This is a genomic window from Pilibacter termitis (assembly GCF_900167335.1).
Lineage (GTDB): Bacteria > Bacillota > Bacilli > Lactobacillales > Streptococcaceae > Pilibacter > Pilibacter termitis.
In genome coordinates this window covers 39,112-57,383 of sequence record NZ_FUXI01000022.1, presented here as the reverse complement: position 1 = coordinate 57,383, position 18,272 = coordinate 39,112, and the positions used below count along the sequence as shown (strand labels likewise).

General features: G+C 38.4%; 18 protein-coding genes. 15 read left to right on the top strand and 3 right to left on the bottom strand.

From position 1 onward, the window contains the following. The 7 genes from B5D30_RS13235 to tig all read left to right on the top strand — a co-directional run bounded on the left by B5D30_RS13235 (position 1) and on the right by tig (position 6,730). Positions 1 to 120 carry a transposase gene (locus B5D30_RS13235; RefSeq protein WP_407675498.1) on the top strand — a complete coding sequence of 40 codons (120 nt, stop codon included), beginning with the start codon at positions 1 to 3 and terminating at the stop codon, positions 118 to 120. A gap of 329 nt (positions 121 to 449) precedes the next feature. Then, a complete protein-coding gene (locus B5D30_RS09600; RefSeq protein WP_078807851.1) occupies positions 450 to 1,073 on the top strand; it encodes a ComEA family DNA-binding protein in 624 nt (207 codons plus the stop codon). Positions 1,074 to 1,143: 70 nt separating this feature from the next. Then, complete coding sequence (locus B5D30_RS09595; protein ID WP_078807850.1) at positions 1,144 to 1,638, top strand: ComE operon protein 2; 495 nt, start codon at positions 1,144 to 1,146, stop codon at positions 1,636 to 1,638. Next, the gene (locus tag B5D30_RS09590; RefSeq protein ID WP_078807849.1) at positions 1,625 to 3,877 is read left to right on the top strand and encodes a DNA internalization-related competence protein ComEC/Rec2; all 2,253 of its coding nucleotides are present in this window, start codon (positions 1,625 to 1,627) and stop codon (positions 3,875 to 3,877) included. The genes B5D30_RS09595 and B5D30_RS09590 overlap by 14 nt, the downstream gene beginning before the upstream one ends. Continuing rightward, complete coding sequence (gene holA, locus B5D30_RS09585) at positions 3,874 to 4,896, top strand: DNA polymerase III subunit delta (RefSeq protein WP_078807848.1); 1,023 nt, start codon at positions 3,874 to 3,876, stop codon at positions 4,894 to 4,896. Before B5D30_RS09590 ends, holA begins: the two co-directional genes overlap by 4 nt. Positions 4,897 to 4,911: 15 nt before the next feature. Next, positions 4,912 to 5,346 (top strand): hypothetical protein, encoded by a 435-nt coding sequence (locus B5D30_RS09580; RefSeq protein WP_078807847.1) that lies wholly within the window; start codon positions 4,912 to 4,914, stop codon positions 5,344 to 5,346. 100 nt (positions 5,347 to 5,446) lie between these two features. Continuing rightward, positions 5,447 to 6,730 carry a trigger factor gene (gene tig / locus B5D30_RS09575; protein ID WP_078807846.1) on the top strand — a complete coding sequence of 428 codons (1,284 nt, stop codon included), beginning with the start codon at positions 5,447 to 5,449 and terminating at the stop codon, positions 6,728 to 6,730. 206 nt (positions 6,731 to 6,936) lie between these two features. Here the strand turns inward: tig and B5D30_RS09570 are convergent, their stop codons facing one another. Both B5D30_RS09570 and B5D30_RS09565 read right to left on the bottom strand, forming a co-directional pair. Further along, a complete protein-coding gene (locus B5D30_RS09570) occupies positions 6,937 to 7,464 on the bottom strand; it encodes a GNAT family N-acetyltransferase (protein ID WP_078807845.1) in 528 nt (175 codons plus the stop codon). 41 nt (positions 7,465 to 7,505) lie between these two features. Further along, positions 7,506 to 8,051 (bottom strand): 5-formyltetrahydrofolate cyclo-ligase, encoded by a 546-nt coding sequence (locus tag B5D30_RS09565; protein WP_078807844.1) that lies wholly within the window; start codon positions 8,049 to 8,051, stop codon positions 7,506 to 7,508. 130 nt (positions 8,052 to 8,181) lie between these two features. Between B5D30_RS09565 and B5D30_RS09560 the strand changes: the two genes are divergently transcribed. From B5D30_RS09560 to B5D30_RS09540, 5 genes are all read left to right on the top strand, one after another. Beyond that, a complete protein-coding gene (locus tag B5D30_RS09560) occupies positions 8,182 to 8,400 on the top strand; it encodes a YqgQ family protein (protein ID WP_078807843.1) in 219 nt (72 codons plus the stop codon). Then, positions 8,400 to 9,377, top strand: coding sequence for an ROK family glucokinase (locus B5D30_RS09555; protein ID WP_078807842.1), 978 nt, complete (start codon positions 8,400 to 8,402; stop codon positions 9,375 to 9,377). The genes B5D30_RS09560 and B5D30_RS09555 overlap by 1 nt, the downstream gene beginning before the upstream one ends. 136 nt (positions 9,378 to 9,513) lie before the next feature. After that, positions 9,514 to 9,903, top strand: coding sequence for a rhodanese-like domain-containing protein (locus B5D30_RS09550; protein WP_078807841.1), 390 nt, complete (start codon positions 9,514 to 9,516; stop codon positions 9,901 to 9,903). 144 nt (positions 9,904 to 10,047) lie between these two features. After that, positions 10,048 to 10,638, top strand: coding sequence for a DNA-directed RNA polymerase subunit delta (gene rpoE, locus B5D30_RS09545; protein WP_078807857.1), 591 nt, complete (start codon positions 10,048 to 10,050; stop codon positions 10,636 to 10,638). Positions 10,639 to 10,858: 220 nt separating this feature from the next. Further along, positions 10,859 to 12,460 (top strand): CTP synthase, encoded by a 1,602-nt coding sequence (locus B5D30_RS09540; RefSeq protein WP_078807840.1) that lies wholly within the window; start codon positions 10,859 to 10,861, stop codon positions 12,458 to 12,460. Between the two features lie 510 nt (positions 12,461 to 12,970). Here the strand turns inward: B5D30_RS09540 and nrdD are convergent. Beyond that, positions 12,971 to 15,154: an anaerobic ribonucleoside-triphosphate reductase gene (gene nrdD, locus B5D30_RS09535; RefSeq protein ID WP_078807839.1), complete on the bottom strand. Its 2,184-nt coding sequence runs from the start codon at positions 15,152 to 15,154 to the stop codon at positions 12,971 to 12,973. Positions 15,155 to 16,314: 1,160 nt separating this feature from the next. Between nrdD and B5D30_RS09530 the strand changes: the two genes are divergently transcribed. From B5D30_RS09530 to B5D30_RS14100, 3 genes are read left to right on the top strand one after another with little or no spacing between them, the layout of a single operon-like run. Beyond that, positions 16,315 to 16,881, top strand: a complete 567-nt coding sequence (locus tag B5D30_RS09530) for an SLATT domain-containing protein (RefSeq protein ID WP_078807838.1) — start codon at positions 16,315 to 16,317, stop codon at positions 16,879 to 16,881. Next, entirely contained in the window at positions 16,882 to 17,595 is a 714-nt protein-coding gene (locus B5D30_RS14105) for an SMODS domain-containing nucleotidyltransferase (RefSeq protein ID WP_234984653.1), read from the top strand. After that, entirely contained in the window at positions 17,541 to 18,176 is a 636-nt protein-coding gene (locus tag B5D30_RS14100; RefSeq protein ID WP_234984652.1) for a nucleotide-binding domain-containing protein, read from the top strand. Before B5D30_RS14105 ends, B5D30_RS14100 begins: the two co-directional genes overlap by 55 nt. Positions 18,177 to 18,272: the final 96 nt, after the last annotated feature.

Sequence of the window (18,272 nt, the reverse complement as noted above, 5' to 3'; positions counted from 1 at the left end):
TTGAACAATAAATTAAAAGTCATCAAACGATTGGCTTATGGTTTTAGAAGATTTGAGAATTTCCGTACGAGGAGCTATATTCAGTGTGGTCTTCTTACAGGGATTTGTAAGGTGGTTTAGAATAGATATTTCAGTATTTAAAGTGTAACAGTGAAAGATAAAACAAGAGAATAGTCAAGTGAACAAGGTTTTGCATGTTGAACGACCTATAATTGTGCTACTGGCTAGGTTCGACAGAGCAGAATGCTACAAGAAAACTATTTCTGGTAGACGCAAAAGAGGAGCTGGACAAGATGTCCAACTCTCTTAGGTACGCTTTGTAAAATAGATGCTTTCCACACGATTTGACAAAGAGCCTTTTTTTTATACTTTTTCAAACAAAAATCAAATTTTCTGCGTATCTTAAAAATAAAGCCTTCTAAAAACAAGAAAGGCTATGAGGTGAAGTTATGAACAAAGAAATCAAAGAATGGCTAGAAACGCATAAAATTTGGCTTGCTGTTGGTGGAGTCGTTGCAGTTATTGCACTCGGTTGTTTTTTCTTTTTTCGTCCGCAACCGACAGAAAAAGAAATTTCGTTTTCCACAACGTCATCTACCAATACAAGTGAGGAGAAGAAAACGGAGAAAGTAACAAAAATGTACGTGGATGTAAAAGGGGCGGTGAAAAAAGCTGGAATGTATGAAATCACTGAAGAAATGCGTGTGCAAGATGTTTTAGACCAAGCAGGAGGATTTGCGGAAAATGCAGATAAAAACCGAGTAAATTTGTCGCAAAAACTCGAAGATCAAATGGTGATTTATGTGCCATTGATTGATGAAAAAGTGGAAGAAACTCTTCAAACGCAAAATGTTACGGCGAAAGAAAGCGAGGGAGAGAAGAAAATTAATATCAATACAGCTGACGTAAGTGAACTTCAGAAAATTACAGGAATTGGTGCCAAAAAAGCAGAAACCATTCTCGAAGACCGCAAAGCAAATGGTAGTTTTGCAAGCGTGGAAGATTTGGCAAGGGTGAAAGGGATAGGTGCGAAAACAGTTGAAAAAATAAAAGATCAAATTTGTGTGAAATAACTCTTGAATACAGATGAATGATGTGTTAATTTTAAAATCAGCGAAAACTATAATTGAAAAAGGTGAAAATATGCGTGAGAGAATACCGTGGGATCAATATTTTATGGGGCAAAGCGTTTTGCTCGCACTTAGAAGTACGTGTGATAGGCTGGCAGTAGGAGCTACGATCGTGCGTGATAAGCGTGTGATCGCTGGAGGTTACAACGGTTCGGTATCAGGAGAAGTGCATTGCATTGATGAGGGCTGTTACATGGTGGACGGGCATTGCGTTCGCACCATTCATGCCGAGATGAACGCAATTTTGCAATGTGCAAAATTTGGTGTGAATACCGAGGGAGCCGAGATTTATGTGACCCATTTTCCATGCCTTTCCTGTACGAAACAGATTTTACAGGCTGGAATTAAGAAAATCAATTATTTAAACGATTATAAAAATGACCCGTATGCTGAACACCTCATTCAGCAAGTCGGAGTTGAAGTGAAAAAAGTAACACTCGAGGAAAAATATTTCGCTGATTTACCATTTGATTACAAGGAGATAATGAAAAATAGTGAGCAAGGATAAAATTCCGCTTATCTATTTGGGACTCTTAGCGTTTGGCGTGAGTATTCTCGTGCTATCGCCGAGTGTATGGAGTGTCATTTTCTTTCTTTGTCTAGTCATTCGTCTGATACGTGCAAAATCCGTAAGAGTTATTCAACTTTCGGTTTTTTGTGCGTTTTTTGTACTGCTAAGTTGTATGTTGCTTTTTTGGAAAAATGAGCGTAGAGAGACGTTTATTTTCACACATCCAACCGTTGTCAACCAAGAGCTTTCAGTGAAAGTAGATACGATAAAACTTGACGGAGACTGGCTAACTTTTACAGGAGGTATGTCTCAAGGGAACGTAAAGTGTGGTGTAAAAATAACGTCAGAAAAAGAGAAAGAGTGGTGGAGTGGTGCAGGAAGTGGCATTGTGTTAAAAGTTGACGGAGAACTTTCTTTAGGGGAAAGTCAACGAAATTTAGACGGATTTGATTATCGAAAATACTTAAAACAGAACGGTTTTCTAGGAGTATTAACAATAACAAAAATCAAAAAAATAACACAAAAAAGAGAGCTTTCTCTAAACGTATTACGCAGAAATGCGATTGTGCATAGTGAAAAACGTTTTTCAAAACAGATGAAAGAACTTGTCACAGGCTTACTTTTCGCACATTTTTCTAAGGATTTTGATGAAAATCGAGAGCTTTTCCAATCTCTTGGCTTGCTCCATTTATTTGCGATTTCAGGACTGCATATTAGCTTGTTTCTTCACTATTTTCGTAGAATTTTACTAAGAATAGGACTAACAAAAGAAGTGGTACTTTTTCTTCAGGTCGTTTTCAGTATTTTTTACTTAGGCATGACAGGGTTTGCGACAAGCGTGTGGCGAGCAGTTTTACAAAGGAATAGTGGTGATTTATTCGGTCTAAGTCCGCAAAATGCGTTCGGTTTGACCGTGGGAATCAGCGTGATTTTTAACCCCTATTTATTTTTTACTGCATCAGGGCAGTTAACTTTTGGTTTAGCTTTCTTGATTGCTTTTCTTACACCTGCTCTGGAGCGGTTTCGAGGGTTAAAAAAGGAGGTTATTTTCACGATTTCTCTATCATTCGGTATTCTTCCGTTGCTTAGTTGGAATTTTTATGAATGGAATGTTTCTTCGATTGTTCTTTCGTTTTTTTTGACAAAAGTGTTTGAATGTTTCTTTTTACCAATGATTGTCGTGTTATTTTTTACAAGTTTCGTTTTTGAGTTAAAATGGCTGAATGTTTCATTTGATTTTCTTGCTCCCTTTACAGAGTTAAAGCTGATAATAGGTAAACCGAATATTGTACTATTTTTCGCCTTGCTTGCGTTGACGATTTTTCTGATTTGGATCATTGAAACAGGACGTTGGCGTTATTTTTTCCTTTATTTCGTCATGATAAGTGGTGTTTTCTTTTTTCAAACTCATCATTTGACTACTATGGTGGCAATGGTTGACATTGGGCAAGGAGATAGTTTTTTCATTCAACCGAGTGTTTCAACGACAGCGACATTGATTGATGTTGGTGGAAAAAGAGAAATTGTGAGCAATGAAAAATGGAAAGAGAGAAAAACAAGTAACAATGCGGAAAAAACGTTGATTCCTTTTCTCAAATCAAGAGGTGTGCAGGCATTAGAAGTTTTTATAAGCCATGCACACGAGGATCATTACGGTGATGTATTGACTGTTAACCAAGCTGTTCCAATCAAAACACTTTACTACCCAAAAGGTGCGGAAAAACAAGCAGGATTTCGCAAGATTTTGCTCTCTCTTGAACAAACGGGTACGAGGATTCATCCGGTGCTTGCACCAGAAAAAATTGGCGAAATGGAAGTTTTATTTCCAAAAGAGGAAGTCAATGACGGAGGAAATAATGATTCTCTCATTTTGAGACAAACGATTGGTGGCAGGAGTTTTTTGTTTACAGGTGATGCTGAAAGTGAGGAAGAGCAATTGTTGCTGTTGGAGCAGGCGAACATTACAGCAGATGTTTTGAAAGTGGGACATCACGGCAGTAAAACAAGCAGTACAGAGGAATTTCTGGATAAAATTTCCCCGAAAATTGCACTGATTAGTTGTGGTGTCAACAATTCATTTCGTCACCCGAACCAAGAAACGCTCGAAAAACTAGGAAAACGAAATATTTTCATCAAAAGAACAGATGAAAACGGCATGATTTATTTTACAGTTGACCCTTTTTCCGCTACACTAGGAAATATAAAGTCTGTAAGAGAGAACGTGAGAGAAAAATGACGATTCAAAATGAATTGATGAAAATAAAAAAAGGCGAGATTGCTCCTGTCTATCTTTTGTTTGGGACAGAAGAGTATCTCTTTGACCAAGTCAAACAAGCGTTGGAGGCAACACTTTTTCCAGAAGGGCGAGATGACATGAGCTTTTCTTTTTATGATATGAATACCACCTCGCTTTCAGAAGTGGTAAATGACGCATTGGAATTGCCGTTTTTTGCCGAGAAAAAGTTGATTTTCGCTGAAGATTCTTTGTTTTTAACGGCAAAAAAAGTGGCAAAAGGTGTGGAACATAATGTAGAGGAATTGCTAGAGTATTTGAAGTCCCCGTCAGAAAGCACTGTTTTAGTCTTTTGTGTCCGTGAAAATTTGGACGGGAAACGAAAAGTTGTCAAAGCACTGAAAAAAGAAGCAACGGTTTTAGAGTTGTCGCCATTAAAAGAGGAAGAAGTTCGTCGTTATCTATTGGATTTTTTCAAAAACGAGGGGATTTCTATTGACAAACACGCTCTGGAAGAATTGCTTGTACGGACACATTTTTCGTTGACTATGGCGATGAATGAGGCGAGAAAAGTGCAGGTATTTGTTGGCGATAAAGGTGTGGCTACGAAAGAAGAAATCACGCAACTTGTCGCCAAAACGCTTGACCAAGATATTTTTGAGTTGACAGGACTCATTTTTGAAGGGAATGCAGACAGAGCTTTGCTAGTATTGGAAGATTTAATTTTACAAGGCGAAAGTCTAATCGCCCTAAATGCTCTCTTTATTTCACAAGTCCGTCTTTTTTTGCAGGTGAAAATTTTACTATCTGAGGGATTTCAACAAGGAGCAATTGCAAGTGCAACAGGTGCCAATCCTTATCGTGTCAAATTAGCAATGGGACGTGTAAGAAGAATGGATAAACGGCTTTTAATGGAAATTTTTGAAAAAAGTGTCGTACTTGACCATAAAATGAAAAGTTCCCCACTTGATACGAAAGTGCTTTTTCAGTTGTTTATCATGGAAATTTGCGGGAAAATGTGAAAGTGAGGGGTGAAAATGACTAAGCGTGATGTATTTGAAGAGCAGGCTAGTTATTTACGTTCGTGGATTAGTGCGATTGCAAGTGAACAGCCGAATTTGATTATTCGTGATAATGCGATTTTTAGCAGGAAATGTTCTAAGCGATTTGTCGAGCTATTCCGTGGGTGGATGCGTGATATTGGCGTGCGACATATTTTGCTTTTGAGCAACGAAGTAGAAAAAACGTGGGTTGATTTTCTGCAACAAGACGGTGAATTAGTGCTTGATGTGGTGGAAACAGAGACACTTAGTGAAAACGAATCACTTTTTCTTTCAATGTCAGCACGTGGTTTTCGCATGGAGCAAACGGTTCATTCTTTGCTTGCGGGAGAAAAAGGTGTGGCACATTTTTTAAGTCGCAATGAGGTTGCAGAAGAATTGCAACGAATTATGATGAAAAACAAGAAATAAGTAAGTTTTCCTAGACAGAAATAAGCTGGTGAGTTAAAATGAATAAGTATGTAATTTTAGAAAAGGTATCAAGTGATACCTACAAGGAGCGAAAGTTAAAATGGCAAAATTTGAGAAAAATGGTGCAGAAGGCACATTGACATTCTCTATTACACAAGAAGAATTGAAACCAGCTTTGGATAAAGCATTTAACCGAGTAAAAACAAAGGTGAATGTACCGGGCTTCCGTAAAGGAAAAGTAAGTCGTACTGTTTTCAACAAAATGTTTGGTGAAGAATCTTTGTATGAAGATGCGTTGAACCATGCGTTTCCAACTGCTTATGAAGCGGCTTTGAAAGAAGTTGAATTGCTTGATGCAGTAGTAGGTCAACCGTCTATTACAGATTGGAAAGCGGAAAAAGGTTCTGACTGGGAATTAACTGTGACAACAGCTTTGAAACCAGAAGTAACACTTGGCGACTACAAAGATTTGACAGTAGAAAAACAAGATACTGAAGTAACAGATGAAGATGTAGCAGCTCGTCTTGAACGTGAGCAAACTGCTCTTGCAGAACTTGTATTGAAAGAAGATACGCCAGCTGAAAATGGAGATACAGCAGTAATTGACTTTGAAGGATTTGTTGACGGTGTTGCATTTGAAGGTGGAAAAGGTGAAAACCACCCACTTGAACTTGGTAGCGGACAATTTATCCCGGGATTTGAAGAACAACTTGTCGGTCATAAAGCAGGTGAAGAAGTGGAAGTAAAAGTTACTTTCCCAGAAAAATACCAAGCAGAAGACCTTGCAGGAAAAGATGCGGTATTCAAAACAACGATTCATGAAGTAAAAGCAAAAGAATTGCCAGCACTTGATGATGAATTTGCTAAAGATGTAGACGAAGAAGTGGAAACACTTGACGAGTTGAAAGCGAAAATTCGCAAAGAATTGGAAGAAAGCAAAAAACAAGCGGCAGAAGATGCACGTGATGAATTAGCGATTCGCCAAGCGGTTGAAAATGCAACGATTGCAGACATTCCAGAAGTGATGATTCATGATGAAGTTCACAATCAAATGAACCAATTCTTGAGCCAAATGCAACAACAAGGAATCAACCCTGAATTGTACTATCAATTAACAGGTACAACAGAAGAAGATTTGCACAAACAATACGAAGAAACAGCAGTTGACCGTGTGAAAACAAACCTTGTCATCGAAGCTATTGCAAAAGCTGAAAACTTTGAAGCAACGGATGAAGACATTCAAAACGAAATCAAAGACTTGGCAGAGCAATACAATATGCCAGTTGAGCAAGTAGAAAAATTCTTGACAACAGATATGTTGAAACATGATATTGCAATGAAAAAAGCGATTGAAGTGGTTACTTCTACTGTGAAAGAGAAATAATAATTGAAAAGGTTAGGCTCAAACTTCTAGCTTGAGTGAAACAAGATAAAAATAGCAAGATTGCATGAAATTTCATTTTCTAAAATGTTGATTTCATGCAGTCTTGCTATTTGGCTCTTTGCCAAATCGTGTGGAAAGCATCTATTTTATAAAGAGTCAAAAAAACTAGAGTAGGAATAATTCTTCCACTCTAGTTTTTTTTATTTTTAAGAAACTTCCCCTACCAAAATATCCATTAAAATAATATCATGCCAAACTTCCCCACGCAAAAGACTCTCTCGCCGTCTGCCGATTTCTTTAAAACCTATTTTTTCATAACAACGAATGGCACGTGTATTGTAAGAAAATACTTTTAAATAGACAGAATGTAAATTCAAAGATTGAAAACCATAATCAATCAGCAACTTTAGTGCCTCTTGTCCATATCCACGATTCCAAAAATCACGGTTTCCAATGAAAATGCCCACCTCTGCTGTTTTGTTGAGCAGATCAACGTACTTGAAACCACAATTTCCAATACATTGATTGGTTTTCTGGTCAATAATGGCGTAATTATGTTCTTTGGCAAGTTCCTCAAGCATTGTTCGTTCGCTTTCAACAGTAATCATGAGGTTTGGGAACCCTAAATTTTCAACAATTTCTAAATCATTAAGCCATGATGTAAACAATTCTGCATCATTTACATCAATTGGTGATAGAAAACAATTTTCTCCAACTAATTTTTTAAAATACATTTTTCACACCTCCATATAGTATTAGTATGAGGTAGCTTGAACTACTTGTCAATAGAGAGTATCGTTTTAATCACAATATCAAATGGCTCTTGTGGTAATTCTTGCATGACTTGGAATGAATAAGCAAGAGCGAGGGTGTCGTTTTTGAAATCTGCAAGATAGCGGTCGTAAAACCCGCCTCCAAAACCAAGCCGAACACCTGTTTTTGTAATGGCAAGATGTGGTACGATCATAAGATCAATTTCCTTTTTTTTGCTCATTTCAGCACCAACAGGTTCAAGCACTCCAAAAGTTGTTTTTTCAAGAGTGGTTTTGCTTGTGTGGACAAAAAAATCCATTTCCCCATTTTCTCTTGTCTTTGGAATCGCTACGATTTTCCCCTCTTGCCATGCCTGAGTGATGATTTTCTCTGTTGGCAATTCAAATGGCATGGAAATGGTAATACCAATAGAACGGGCATTTTTCCATGCAGAAGTTTGAAAAAGTTTCTCTAAAAGAATGTTTGTTTCCACTTCTTTTTCTGGAGAGCTGGCGAAATCTTTCATCTGTTGTAAAAGGATTTTGCGTAAATTTTTTTTATTCTTCATTTTCTTCCTCCTTAAAATAGACCATTTATTTTTCTTCGTAAACTTTTGCAAAAGGTTTGATTTAACCTTGAAAGAAAAGCGTTTTTATGTTATTTTATCATAAGAATAGAAGATTAAGAGGGTGCTTAGCTTGGAAACGCTTTATGATGTGCAACAAATTTTGAAACGGTTTGGGATTTATATCTATCTTGGCAAACGTTTGTATGATATTGAGCTAATGGAAATTGAAATCAAAAATCTTCACAAAGCACATTTGATAGACGATGATGAGTACAAAACGGCACGATTAATTTTAAGACGAGAGCATCGAATAGAACTCTCAAGAAAAGACGAAACGAGGTTTGTTTAATGGCAAAGAAATTAATTGGAATTGACTTGGGTGGTACAACGGTAAAATTTGGTATTTTGACGCTTGACGGCGAAGTGCAACAAAAATGGGCGATTGATACGAATAGTCATGATGACGGTGTACATATTGTACCTGATATTGTAAAGAGTATTAATCACCGATTGGATTTATATGGATTAACAAAAGATGATTTTGTAGGAATTGGCATGGGGAGTCCCGGGACGGTTGACATTGAAAAAGGAACGGTTATCGGAGCTTACAATTTGAACTGGACAACACTTCAAGAAGTGAAGAAACTGATTGAAGAAGGAACAGGTATTCCGTTTGCGATTGACAATGATGCCAACGTAGCAGCTCTTGGAGAACGTTGGAAAGGTGCGGGAGAAAATGACCCGAACGTTGTTTTTATGACCCTTGGTACAGGTGTTGGTGGCGGTATTGTCATGGAAGGACTTCTTCTTCATGGAAATGCTGGAGCAGCTGGTGAAATTGGTCATGTAACTATCGATCCGAATGGTTTTGATTGTACGTGTGGGAAAAAAGGTTGTCTTGAAACGGTTGCAAGTGCCACAGGTGTGGTGCGTGTGGCACGTCAATTGGCAGAAGAATACGTTGGTACTTCTCCACTTGCAGCAGCAATGAATGACGGAGTAGCGATAACTAGTAAAGATATTTTTGTCGCAGCTGAAAAAGAAGAAGATAAATTTGCTTTAATGGTTGTTGACAAAGTATGTATGTACCTTGGTCTTGCTTGCGGCAATATTGGTAACACGCTTAACCCTTCTTCGATTGTTATCGGAGGCGGAGTAAGTGCGGCAGGCGAATTTTTGAGAAGTCGTGTAGCGAATTATTTCTTAGAATACACGTTCCCAACTGTCCAACAAACAACCGCAATCAAACTTGCTGTACTAGGAAACGACGCAGGAATCATCGGAGCCGCCAGCCTAGCAACAAAATTTATTAACCAAAAAGCGTAGACTTGCGTTAAGGAGTTTGCGACAGCGAAACGTTGCATTTATTTACTCAAAACAGAGTTTTGAGTGCAACATTGAGCAGTTGCCAAACTCCTGCAAGTCTCAAACAACTAAAAAAGGAAATAAGGAAGTATTGAACATGGCAGTAGTAAACATTGTTTTAGTAGTAATATTATTAGCATTAGTCATTCAAGCAGTTTGGAGTTATTTTTCTGTTAAAAAAGCAGCGAAATTGATTGATAATGCGGAGTTTAAGGAAAAAATGCGTAATGCTCAAATTATTGACGTGCGTGATAAGGCAACTTTTGATGCCAATCATATTATGGGGGCAAGAAGTTTTCCGACGATGACCCTTAAACAAACATCAGGAGCTTTGCGAAAAGATATGCCAATTTTGCTTTATGATGCAAGACGTCAACAAGCAGGGCGAGCAGCAGTTATTTTGAAAAAACAAGGATTTACCGATATTTACATTTTAAAAACGGGTTACGACGGCTGGGACGGACGTACGAAAGCGAAAAAAATGTAAAGTGTACTCGTTGACTGCAAGCGAAAAAACTCTTATAATGGTATTTTGTAGAGTAAGGACAATTTTGTGATGTCTAAAATGAGTAGAAATTCACTTGCTTATTGACGAGTGAAATTCTTTTTGAGGAGTGTACCCAAATTGACAATAGAATTAAAGGAATTTGAAGGACAAAATCGTGATGAATTGTCCATGATTGAAGTTGCACATGCAATTTTGGAAAACAAAGGTGATGTGATTGACTTCTCTGACTTGGTAAATGCAATTCAAAATTACCTAGGGAAAAGTGATGCTGAAATTCGTGATGGTTTAAGTCAATTTTATACAGATTTAAATATTGACGGAAGTTTTATTTCACTTGGTGAAAATCGTTGGGGACTTCGTAGCTGGTATGCGATTGACGAAGTAGACGAAGAAATTTCTCACGTTGACGAGGACGAAGAAGAAGAAAACCGTCCACGCAAGAAGAAAAAACGTATCAATGCGTTTGCGACAAGTGACGATGATGACATTATCGACTACAATGATGACGACCCAGAGGACGATTATGACGTTGATGAAGAGGACGACCTTACGCTTGACGATGATGATGACGATGAGGCTGATGAAGTAGTTGCTTACGACAGCGACCTAAAAGAAATCATCTTAGATGACGAAGAAGTGGAAGATGACGTTGAAGTTGACGTAGATGATGATGACGAAGATGATTTTGTGGAAGAGGATGAAGAGGAAAAATAATTTCGTCACACTTGACATTTCCTTCTAAAATCAGTATTATATTCTTCGGGCACTTCATTAGGAAGTCGGTTTGAAGTTACAGCTCCCAACACCAGTTGGGAGTTTTTTCTTTTTTATACTGATGCGTCTCTAAAATGTAGTAGCACAACGTTTTTTAGAATGAAGTCAGTATTTATTCCCTAGAAAAAGCAAACAAAAAAGAAAGCATGGAGGCACAACAATGACCAAGTATATTTTTGTTACAGGTGGCGTAGTATCATCTATTGGGAAAGGGATTGTTGCGGCAAGTTTAGGACGCTTGCTCAAAAATCGTGGACTAAAGGTGACGATTCAAAAATTTGACCCGTATATCAATGTTGACCCGGGAACAATGAGTCCTTATCAGCATGGAGAAGTATTTGTAACAGATGATGGTGCAGAAACAGACCTAGACCTTGGGCATTATGAGCGTTTTATTGACATTAATTTAAACAAGTATTCAAATGTGACCACAGGGAAAATTTATTCGGAAGTTTTGCGTAAAGAGAGAAAAGGCGAATATCTTGGTGCGACGGTGCAAGTGATTCCGCACATTACCAATGCGTTGAAAGAGAAAATCACACGTGCAGCAACAACCACTGATAGTGATGTCATTATTACTGAAGTTGGTGGAACGGTGGGAGATATTGAGTCCTTGCCATTTATCGAGGCACTTCGTCAGATGAAAAGTGACATGGGTGGCGACAATGTGATGTATATTCACACGACACTTATTCCTTACCTCAAGGCAGCAGGGGAAATGAAAACAAAGCCTACACAGCATTCTGTAAAAGAATTGCGTGGTTTGGGGATTCAGCCAAATATGTTGGTTGTTCGTACAGAGCAACCTGTCAATCAAGGGATTAAAAACAAATTGGCACAATTTTGTGATGTGGCACCTGAGGCGGTCATTGAGTCGCTTGATGTAGAACATCTCTACCAAATTCCGCTGAACTTGCAAGCTCAAGATATGGATCAATTAGTTTGCGACCATTTGAAAATTGAGGCACCAAAAGCCGATATGACAGAGTGGAGTGCAATGGTTGACAAGGTGATGAATTTATCGAAAAAAGTGAAAATCGCTCTTGTTGGAAAATATGTAGAATTGCCAGATGCTTATCTTTCAGTTGTAGAGGCACTCAAGCACGCTGGTTATGCGTGGGATAGCGAGATTGACTTACACTGGGTCAACTCAAATGATGTTACACGTGAAAATGTGGCAGAAAAACTCAAAGGAATGAATGGAGTCATTGTGCCGGGTGGTTTCGGTGAGCGTGGAACAGAAGGGAAAATCGAGGCGATTCGCTATGTTCGTGAAGAAAATGTACCATTTTTAGGTATTTGTCTTGGTATGCAATTAGCTTGTGTGGAATTTGCACGCAATGTGGCAGGTCTAAAAGATGCTCACTCTAACGAACTAGACCAATCGACACCGCATAAAATCATTGATTTAATGCCAGATCAAGAAGAAATTGAAAACTTAGGTGGTACACTTCGTCTAGGATTATATCCAGCAAAATTGAAAAACGGAACGAAAACAAAAACGGCGTACAATGACGAAGAAGTAGTACAAAAACGTCACCGTCATCGTTATGAATTTAATAATAAATACCGTGAACAATTTGAGGAATTAGGGCTTACGTTCTCAGGAGTTTCTCCAGACAATCGTTTGGTGGAAATCATTGAATTGACCGAACATAAATTCTTTGTAGCGTGTCAATACCACCCTGAATTATCAAGTCGCCCAAATCGTCCAGAAGGCTTGTTTAAGGCATTTATTGGTGCGAGTGTTACGGGGAATTAAGTAGAGAACCAAATAAAACCACATGAAATTTAACAGATTTTATGTGGTTTTTTTGCAATAGGGCACCTCTAAAAACTCCGCTTAAGACTAAATTAGCTAGTTTTTCGATTATCGAGGAAATCGACGAAAGCTATGTGGTGACAAGAAAAGCGAAGAGGGGCGTTTTGAAGTCTGCAACAGCGAACCATGTCGTTCATTTACTAGAAACGTAAGTTTCTAGCGACATTGTGAGCAGTTGCCAGACTTCAGCCCCTCGCAGCTAGACAATAAGAAAAGCTAAGAGGGGTGTTCAGGAGTTTGTCGTAGTGAGTCATGCTATTTACTTGCTTGAAACGAAGTTTCAAGTAGCATTGCGAACAACGACCAAACTCCTGCCCCTCCTAGCTAGACAAGGTTGAGGAGATTGACGAAGAAAATCGGAAAACTAGCAATTTAGGATAAGTGCGAGTTTTTAGAGGTGCCCAATATAAAACCTTGCAAGAAAATATTTCTTACAAGGTATAAAGTTTGCTACATATGTTTCACACGAGATGAAATTTCTTTATGACGTCCTTTTACCATTGGTCGAGCTTGTGGGTTGCCGAGGTAACCGCACGTGCGTTTGACAACATCTGCTGTTTTAGGGTCTTGGTTGCCGCAATTTGGGCATTTGAATCCACGTTCGGTAGGGAGGAAGTCACCCTCGAAATCACATTCGTAGCAGTGGTCAATTGGTGTGTTTGTTCCTAAATATCCTACTCGGTCATAAGCGAAATCCCAGACAGCCTCAAGAGCTTTCGTATTTTGTTGTAAAACAGGATATTCACAATAATGAATGAACCCGCCAGAGCAATATTTAGGATAATCTTTTTCAAACTCTAATTTCTCAAAAGGTGTAGGATTTTTCCGTACATCGTAATGGAAACTATTTGTGTAATAATCTTTATCGGTAATATTTTCAACGCTACCAAATTTTTGTTTGTCTAAACGACAGAAACGGTCGGTCAAACTTTCGCTTGGTGTAGAGTAAACGGAGAAATGGTACCCGCACTCGTCTCCCCACCTGTCAGCACAATTTTTCATCAAACTCATAATTTCAAGCGTGAAATCTTTTGCCTCAGGGGTATTTTCCCAATTTGCCCCGTAAAAGAGAGCAGCCACTTCGTAAAGACCGATATACCCCATTGAAACTGTTGCACGTTTTTCTTTGAACAGCTCATTGACCGATTCGTTGCGGTTCAATCGTTTACCAAATGCTCCATTCATATAAAGGATTGGGGCATTTGCAGGAGTTGCCTCTTTACAGCGTTCAATGCGAAAGACGAGAGCATCTTTCAACGTTTGCAATCGTTCGTTTAAAGTATTCCAGAATTTTTCTTTATCACCATTTGACTCTAGGGCAATGCGTGGAAGATTGAGTGTTACAACGCCGAGATTCATTCGTCCAGAATTTACCTCGTTGCCTTCTTCGTCCCACCAACCTTGCAAGAAAGAACGGCAACCCATTGGGACTTTAAAGCTACCTGTCAACTCGACAATTTTGTCATAGCTTAAAATATCTGGGTACATACGTTTTGAGGCACATTCTAGTGCAAGTTGTTTAATGTCGTAATTTGCGTCTTCTGGATTTAAGTTTAATCCACGTTTTAATGTGAAAATCAATTTAGGGAAAATCGCCGTACGTTTTTCACTTCCAAGTCCTTTGATACGAATGTTCAAAATCGCTCGTTGAATTTCACGCTCAAACCAACTTTCACCAAGCCCAAAACCAAGTGAGGTAAACGGGGTTTGACCATTGCTTGTGAAAAGTGTATTGATTTCATACTCAAGAGATTGCATGGCATCATAAATGTCTTTTTGCGTTTTCGCTCTTGCGTATTCTTCGCGTTTATCTTCTGCCACCCACTCGTAAGCATCTTTCATATGTTTTTCATAATTTTTTTCTGCAAATGGTGCAAGCAATTCGTCCACTCGATCCGCAGAACACCCGCCGTATTGGCTACTTGCCACGTTGGCGATGATTTGGGCAATTTGAGCAGTCGCCGTTTGAATAGACTTAGGTTCTTCCACTTCTGCATTCCCAATTTTAAACCCGTTGTTCAACATTCCTTTGAAATCAATCAAGCAACAGTTGGTCATTGGTGTGTATGGATGATAATCTAAGTCGTGGTAATGAATTTCTCCTTTTTGGTGGGCATTTGCCACGTGTGCAGGGAGCATTTTAAGCCCGATAGATTTTCCGACAATCCCTGCGGTCAAATCACGTTGCGTGTTAAAAACGTCACTATCTTTATTCGCATTTTCATTGACCACCGTTTGATCTTTGTTAATCAATTTGTTGATTGTGAAATTAATATCAGTCGCCTTCGCACGCTCAAAGTCACGTTTTGTGCGGTAGTTGATATAATCCTCAGCTAGTTCATATTCATTATGTTCAAGCAGGATATGTTCGACGATATTTTGGATTTCGTAGATTTTAATATTTTCGCTAAAACGATTGGCAATTTCAGCATCTACACGTTCCACGATGGACTGAATTTTTGCATAGCTAATAGGTGTCAACTCGCCATGCAAATTGCTCTCTGCTTTTAGCAAAGCATCAAAAATCTTTTGGTCATCAAACTCCACCAAGCGATCATCACGCTTGATTACCTTGATATTCTCCAGTGCATTGACCACATTTGTGCGGTTTTTCTCGGTTGTAAAAGTCATCATTGAAATTACCCTCTATCTATATAAAACTTTTTTATCCATATTTCATCACTCCCAAAAAAAGAGAGGTCTGCAAAAGTTATTTTAAATCAAAACGAAAGGAAATGCAACACAATATATTGTGTTTTGTTAGGAAAAAAATTCTACATAGGCACGATATGTTGTGGTTGTAGGCTTTTCTGTTTTTCGGAAAAAACTTTAAATTTTTTTCTTGTGATTGTAAAATTTTTGGAGGAAGGAAAGGATACTCAAGACTTAGAGATACCCGTATCCCATTTGATGAATCATTTGGGTACCTCTAAAAACTCACGCTTATCCAAAATTGCTAATTTTGGCTTAACCGGAGTTTTTAGAGGTGCCCTTAAGTTATTGAAATGATTGATAAGGAATGGATACAACAACAAAGTGCTTATAAATCGCACCACATGGGAACTCTTGAGCTTGCCGCTTAAGGGTGATTTTTTATTTTACGGGGAAATTTATGAAAAGATACAAGGGTTGAATAATTCAAGGGGGTCGGAAATTCATTTAGGGGGTCGGCCCCCATTGAGAAAGAAAATCGGCAATTTGTAATGGTTTAATGGGGGAGCACCCCTACAGAGAAAACTTGACTTTAAGGTTATTTAGAGTGATGAATGTACTACCTAAAAGAAAGTGAGGATGTCATCATGAACGGAAAAACAAAAAGCCCAAATTTTCGATTTACGTAACAAGGGGATCGGCTATAAACGCATCGCAAAACAGCAAGGAGTGTCGGTTGATTCGATAAAGTCATTTTGTCGAACAAATGGTCTGACTGGCAATCGCAGTCAAATGAATCTGGAATAGTTGAGTGAAGTTGAAGAAATCAAAAAATCAGAAATGGACTATTGACTATCAAAGATGATGGCCGATTATTTGCATCATGCAAAAGTCATAACTACTCATGAACGCACCTCGGCGATTGTAAGGTTGCTGAATTATTATGAACCTCTTATCGGTCGATTGGAGACAGAACATGGAAAGGCATAAGGAATTTATCAAGATTGATGTGCAACCACGGATTATCCAACACGATGGATTTTTTACTCTAAGTACACTTGTAGGAAAGCCTGACACAGCTGGATTTTCGTGTTATAATTAAAAGATATTCGGTATATACAAGAGTGAAGGAGGCGATTGTTTTGGATTTAAGAGAAAAACTTCATGGTGACTTGAAGGACTTTATCGTGAATGTAGGATGGACTCATAAAATACATATTGTTCAATCAGATAGACTGTTTTTTTGGTCCAATGTTTTGAAAGTGGTTCAGGTAGTATCGTCAGCGATTACAGCTTCTGGATTAATTGCGATTGTTCTGGGAAAAGGCAGTTTTGGATTTAACCTCGCTGTGGCGGTAGTTTCTTTCATAACATTAGCAGTAAACGGATTTGATAAGGCCATGGATTTGGGAAAGATAGCAATCAAAGAAAAACAGGATGCCAATAATTTTTGGAAACTGCGTGAACAAGCAAGAATGTTATTATCCGCTGTGCAGTTTCAAACCGATGAAATTGAAAATATCAACTCGAAGTATGACGATCTGATTGAGCTACGAATGCAATATAATGATGACTTACTTAATGTTCCTAAACACGTTGTAAATAAGTCGTCCGAACTTATCAAGGAATGCAAGGATAACGATTACTCAGAAGATTACCAGTACTTCATTCCCGAAAAATTGATGGAATTGAAGGAGGAAAATAAATAATTGGGCTTATCAAAAGAATTCAAAGATTACTGCAGTGACATTCAAATCACGTCTGAAGAAGCAGAAAAATGGATTACACGCTTAGAGGCGATAACTAAGCGACTGAATAAAAAATATTATGATTCAACATCAAACCGGGATCATATGATTGTTGTCGGTAGTGTTGGCAGAGATACTGCCATTCATGGCGTCAGCGATTGGGACTGTATTTTTTCATTACCACAAGATATTTACAAAAAGTTTGATGACTATGAAACCAATGGTCAGTCGGCTCTTTTGCAGGAAATCAAGAGAGAACTTCAAGGACTATACTCTAGAACGGATATAAAAGGAGATGGACAGGTAGTTGTTGTTTCCTTTGGCGATGGTGTTGTTGAGTTGGTGCCTGGATTTGAAGAGAGTGATAGGAATTATAAATACCCAGATTCAAACGGAGGAGGCTCTTGGAAAATAACGAAACCTATTCCAGAGCAAGAAGCCGGTAAAGAAATATCAGATGAAACCAATTATCATTACGTTTATTTTTGTCAGTTACTAAGAAAGTGGAAAAATAATATCGGCTTTAAGTTCAAGGGACTACTCATTGATACTTTGGTCAAGAAATTTATTGATGCAGATGACTCCAGAAAGACGGTGGCGTTCTCTGATTATGGAACGCTTTGTTTGAATTCCTTTCAGAAGAAGATGCGGATAGGAGCTACTGGTATGCGCTAGGAAGCAATCAACAAATTTCCAATGATGATAATGGTAAGTTTATCAAAAAGGCAAAAAAAGCTTTTAATAAGCTGAAGGACTTAGATTCTGAAGATGAGTTGACTGATGCCTATAGAGAACTGTTTGGTCGTGGATTTGCTAAAGAAACTGCGAAAGCACAGTATGCTGCTCCTTACGAAGAGTTTGCAGAAAACAAGTTCAACGTAGATATTCGCTACAACTTAAAATTGGAGTGTATGATAACTCAGCCAGGATTTAGGCCAAAATTGCTGACCGAATTCTTGGCAAGGCATTGGGCTTTGAAAGCAAACAAACAACTACAGTTTGATATATCATCGCATGACATACCACGTTCGTTGCTATCAAATGTGACGTGGTACTGGAAGGTACGAAATACGGGGTATGAGGCTCGGAGACGCAATAATGAACGTGGACAAATTGTAGTTGGGAGTATGAGGAAAAATGAGCACACATCTTTCAACAGGAATCACTATGTCGAATGCTATGCGTTAATTGGGGATACGATGATTGCGAGGGCTAAAATTGATGTTCCGATAAATACAATTACGGGTAGTGATTGATACAAATAAACAGACTTTAAATGGCTTGCTACTAGGGCTTTTCACTCGTTTTCATAATTGGGACGCCTTTTTATTTAGCTCTTTTCTGTCTAGGGG

Coding starts and splice junctions, on each gene's coding strand:
- B5D30_RS09600 (WP_078807851.1), top strand. CDS start 450: ATGAACAAAGAAATCAAAGAATGGCTAGAAACGCATAAAATTTGGCTT.
- B5D30_RS09595 (WP_078807850.1), top strand. CDS start 1,144: ATGCGTGAGAGAATACCGTGGGATCAATATTTTATGGGGCAAAGCGTT.
- holA (WP_078807848.1), top strand. CDS start 3,874: ATGACGATTCAAAATGAATTGATGAAAATAAAAAAAGGCGAGATTGCT.
- B5D30_RS09580 (WP_078807847.1), top strand. CDS start 4,912: ATGACTAAGCGTGATGTATTTGAAGAGCAGGCTAGTTATTTACGTTCG.
- tig (WP_078807846.1), top strand. CDS start 5,447: ATGGCAAAATTTGAGAAAAATGGTGCAGAAGGCACATTGACATTCTCT.
- B5D30_RS09570 (WP_078807845.1), bottom strand. CDS start 7,464: ATGTATTTTAAAAAATTAGTTGGAGAAAATTGTTTTCTATCACCAATT.
- B5D30_RS09565 (WP_078807844.1), bottom strand. CDS start 8,051: ATGAAGAATAAAAAAAATTTACGCAAAATCCTTTTACAACAGATGAAA.
- B5D30_RS09555 (WP_078807842.1), top strand. CDS start 8,400: ATGGCAAAGAAATTAATTGGAATTGACTTGGGTGGTACAACGGTAAAA.
- B5D30_RS09550 (WP_078807841.1), top strand. CDS start 9,514: ATGGCAGTAGTAAACATTGTTTTAGTAGTAATATTATTAGCATTAGTC.
- B5D30_RS09540 (WP_078807840.1), top strand. CDS start 10,859: ATGACCAAGTATATTTTTGTTACAGGTGGCGTAGTATCATCTATTGGG.
- nrdD (WP_078807839.1), bottom strand. CDS start 15,154: ATGATGACTTTTACAACCGAGAAAAACCGCACAAATGTGGTCAATGCA.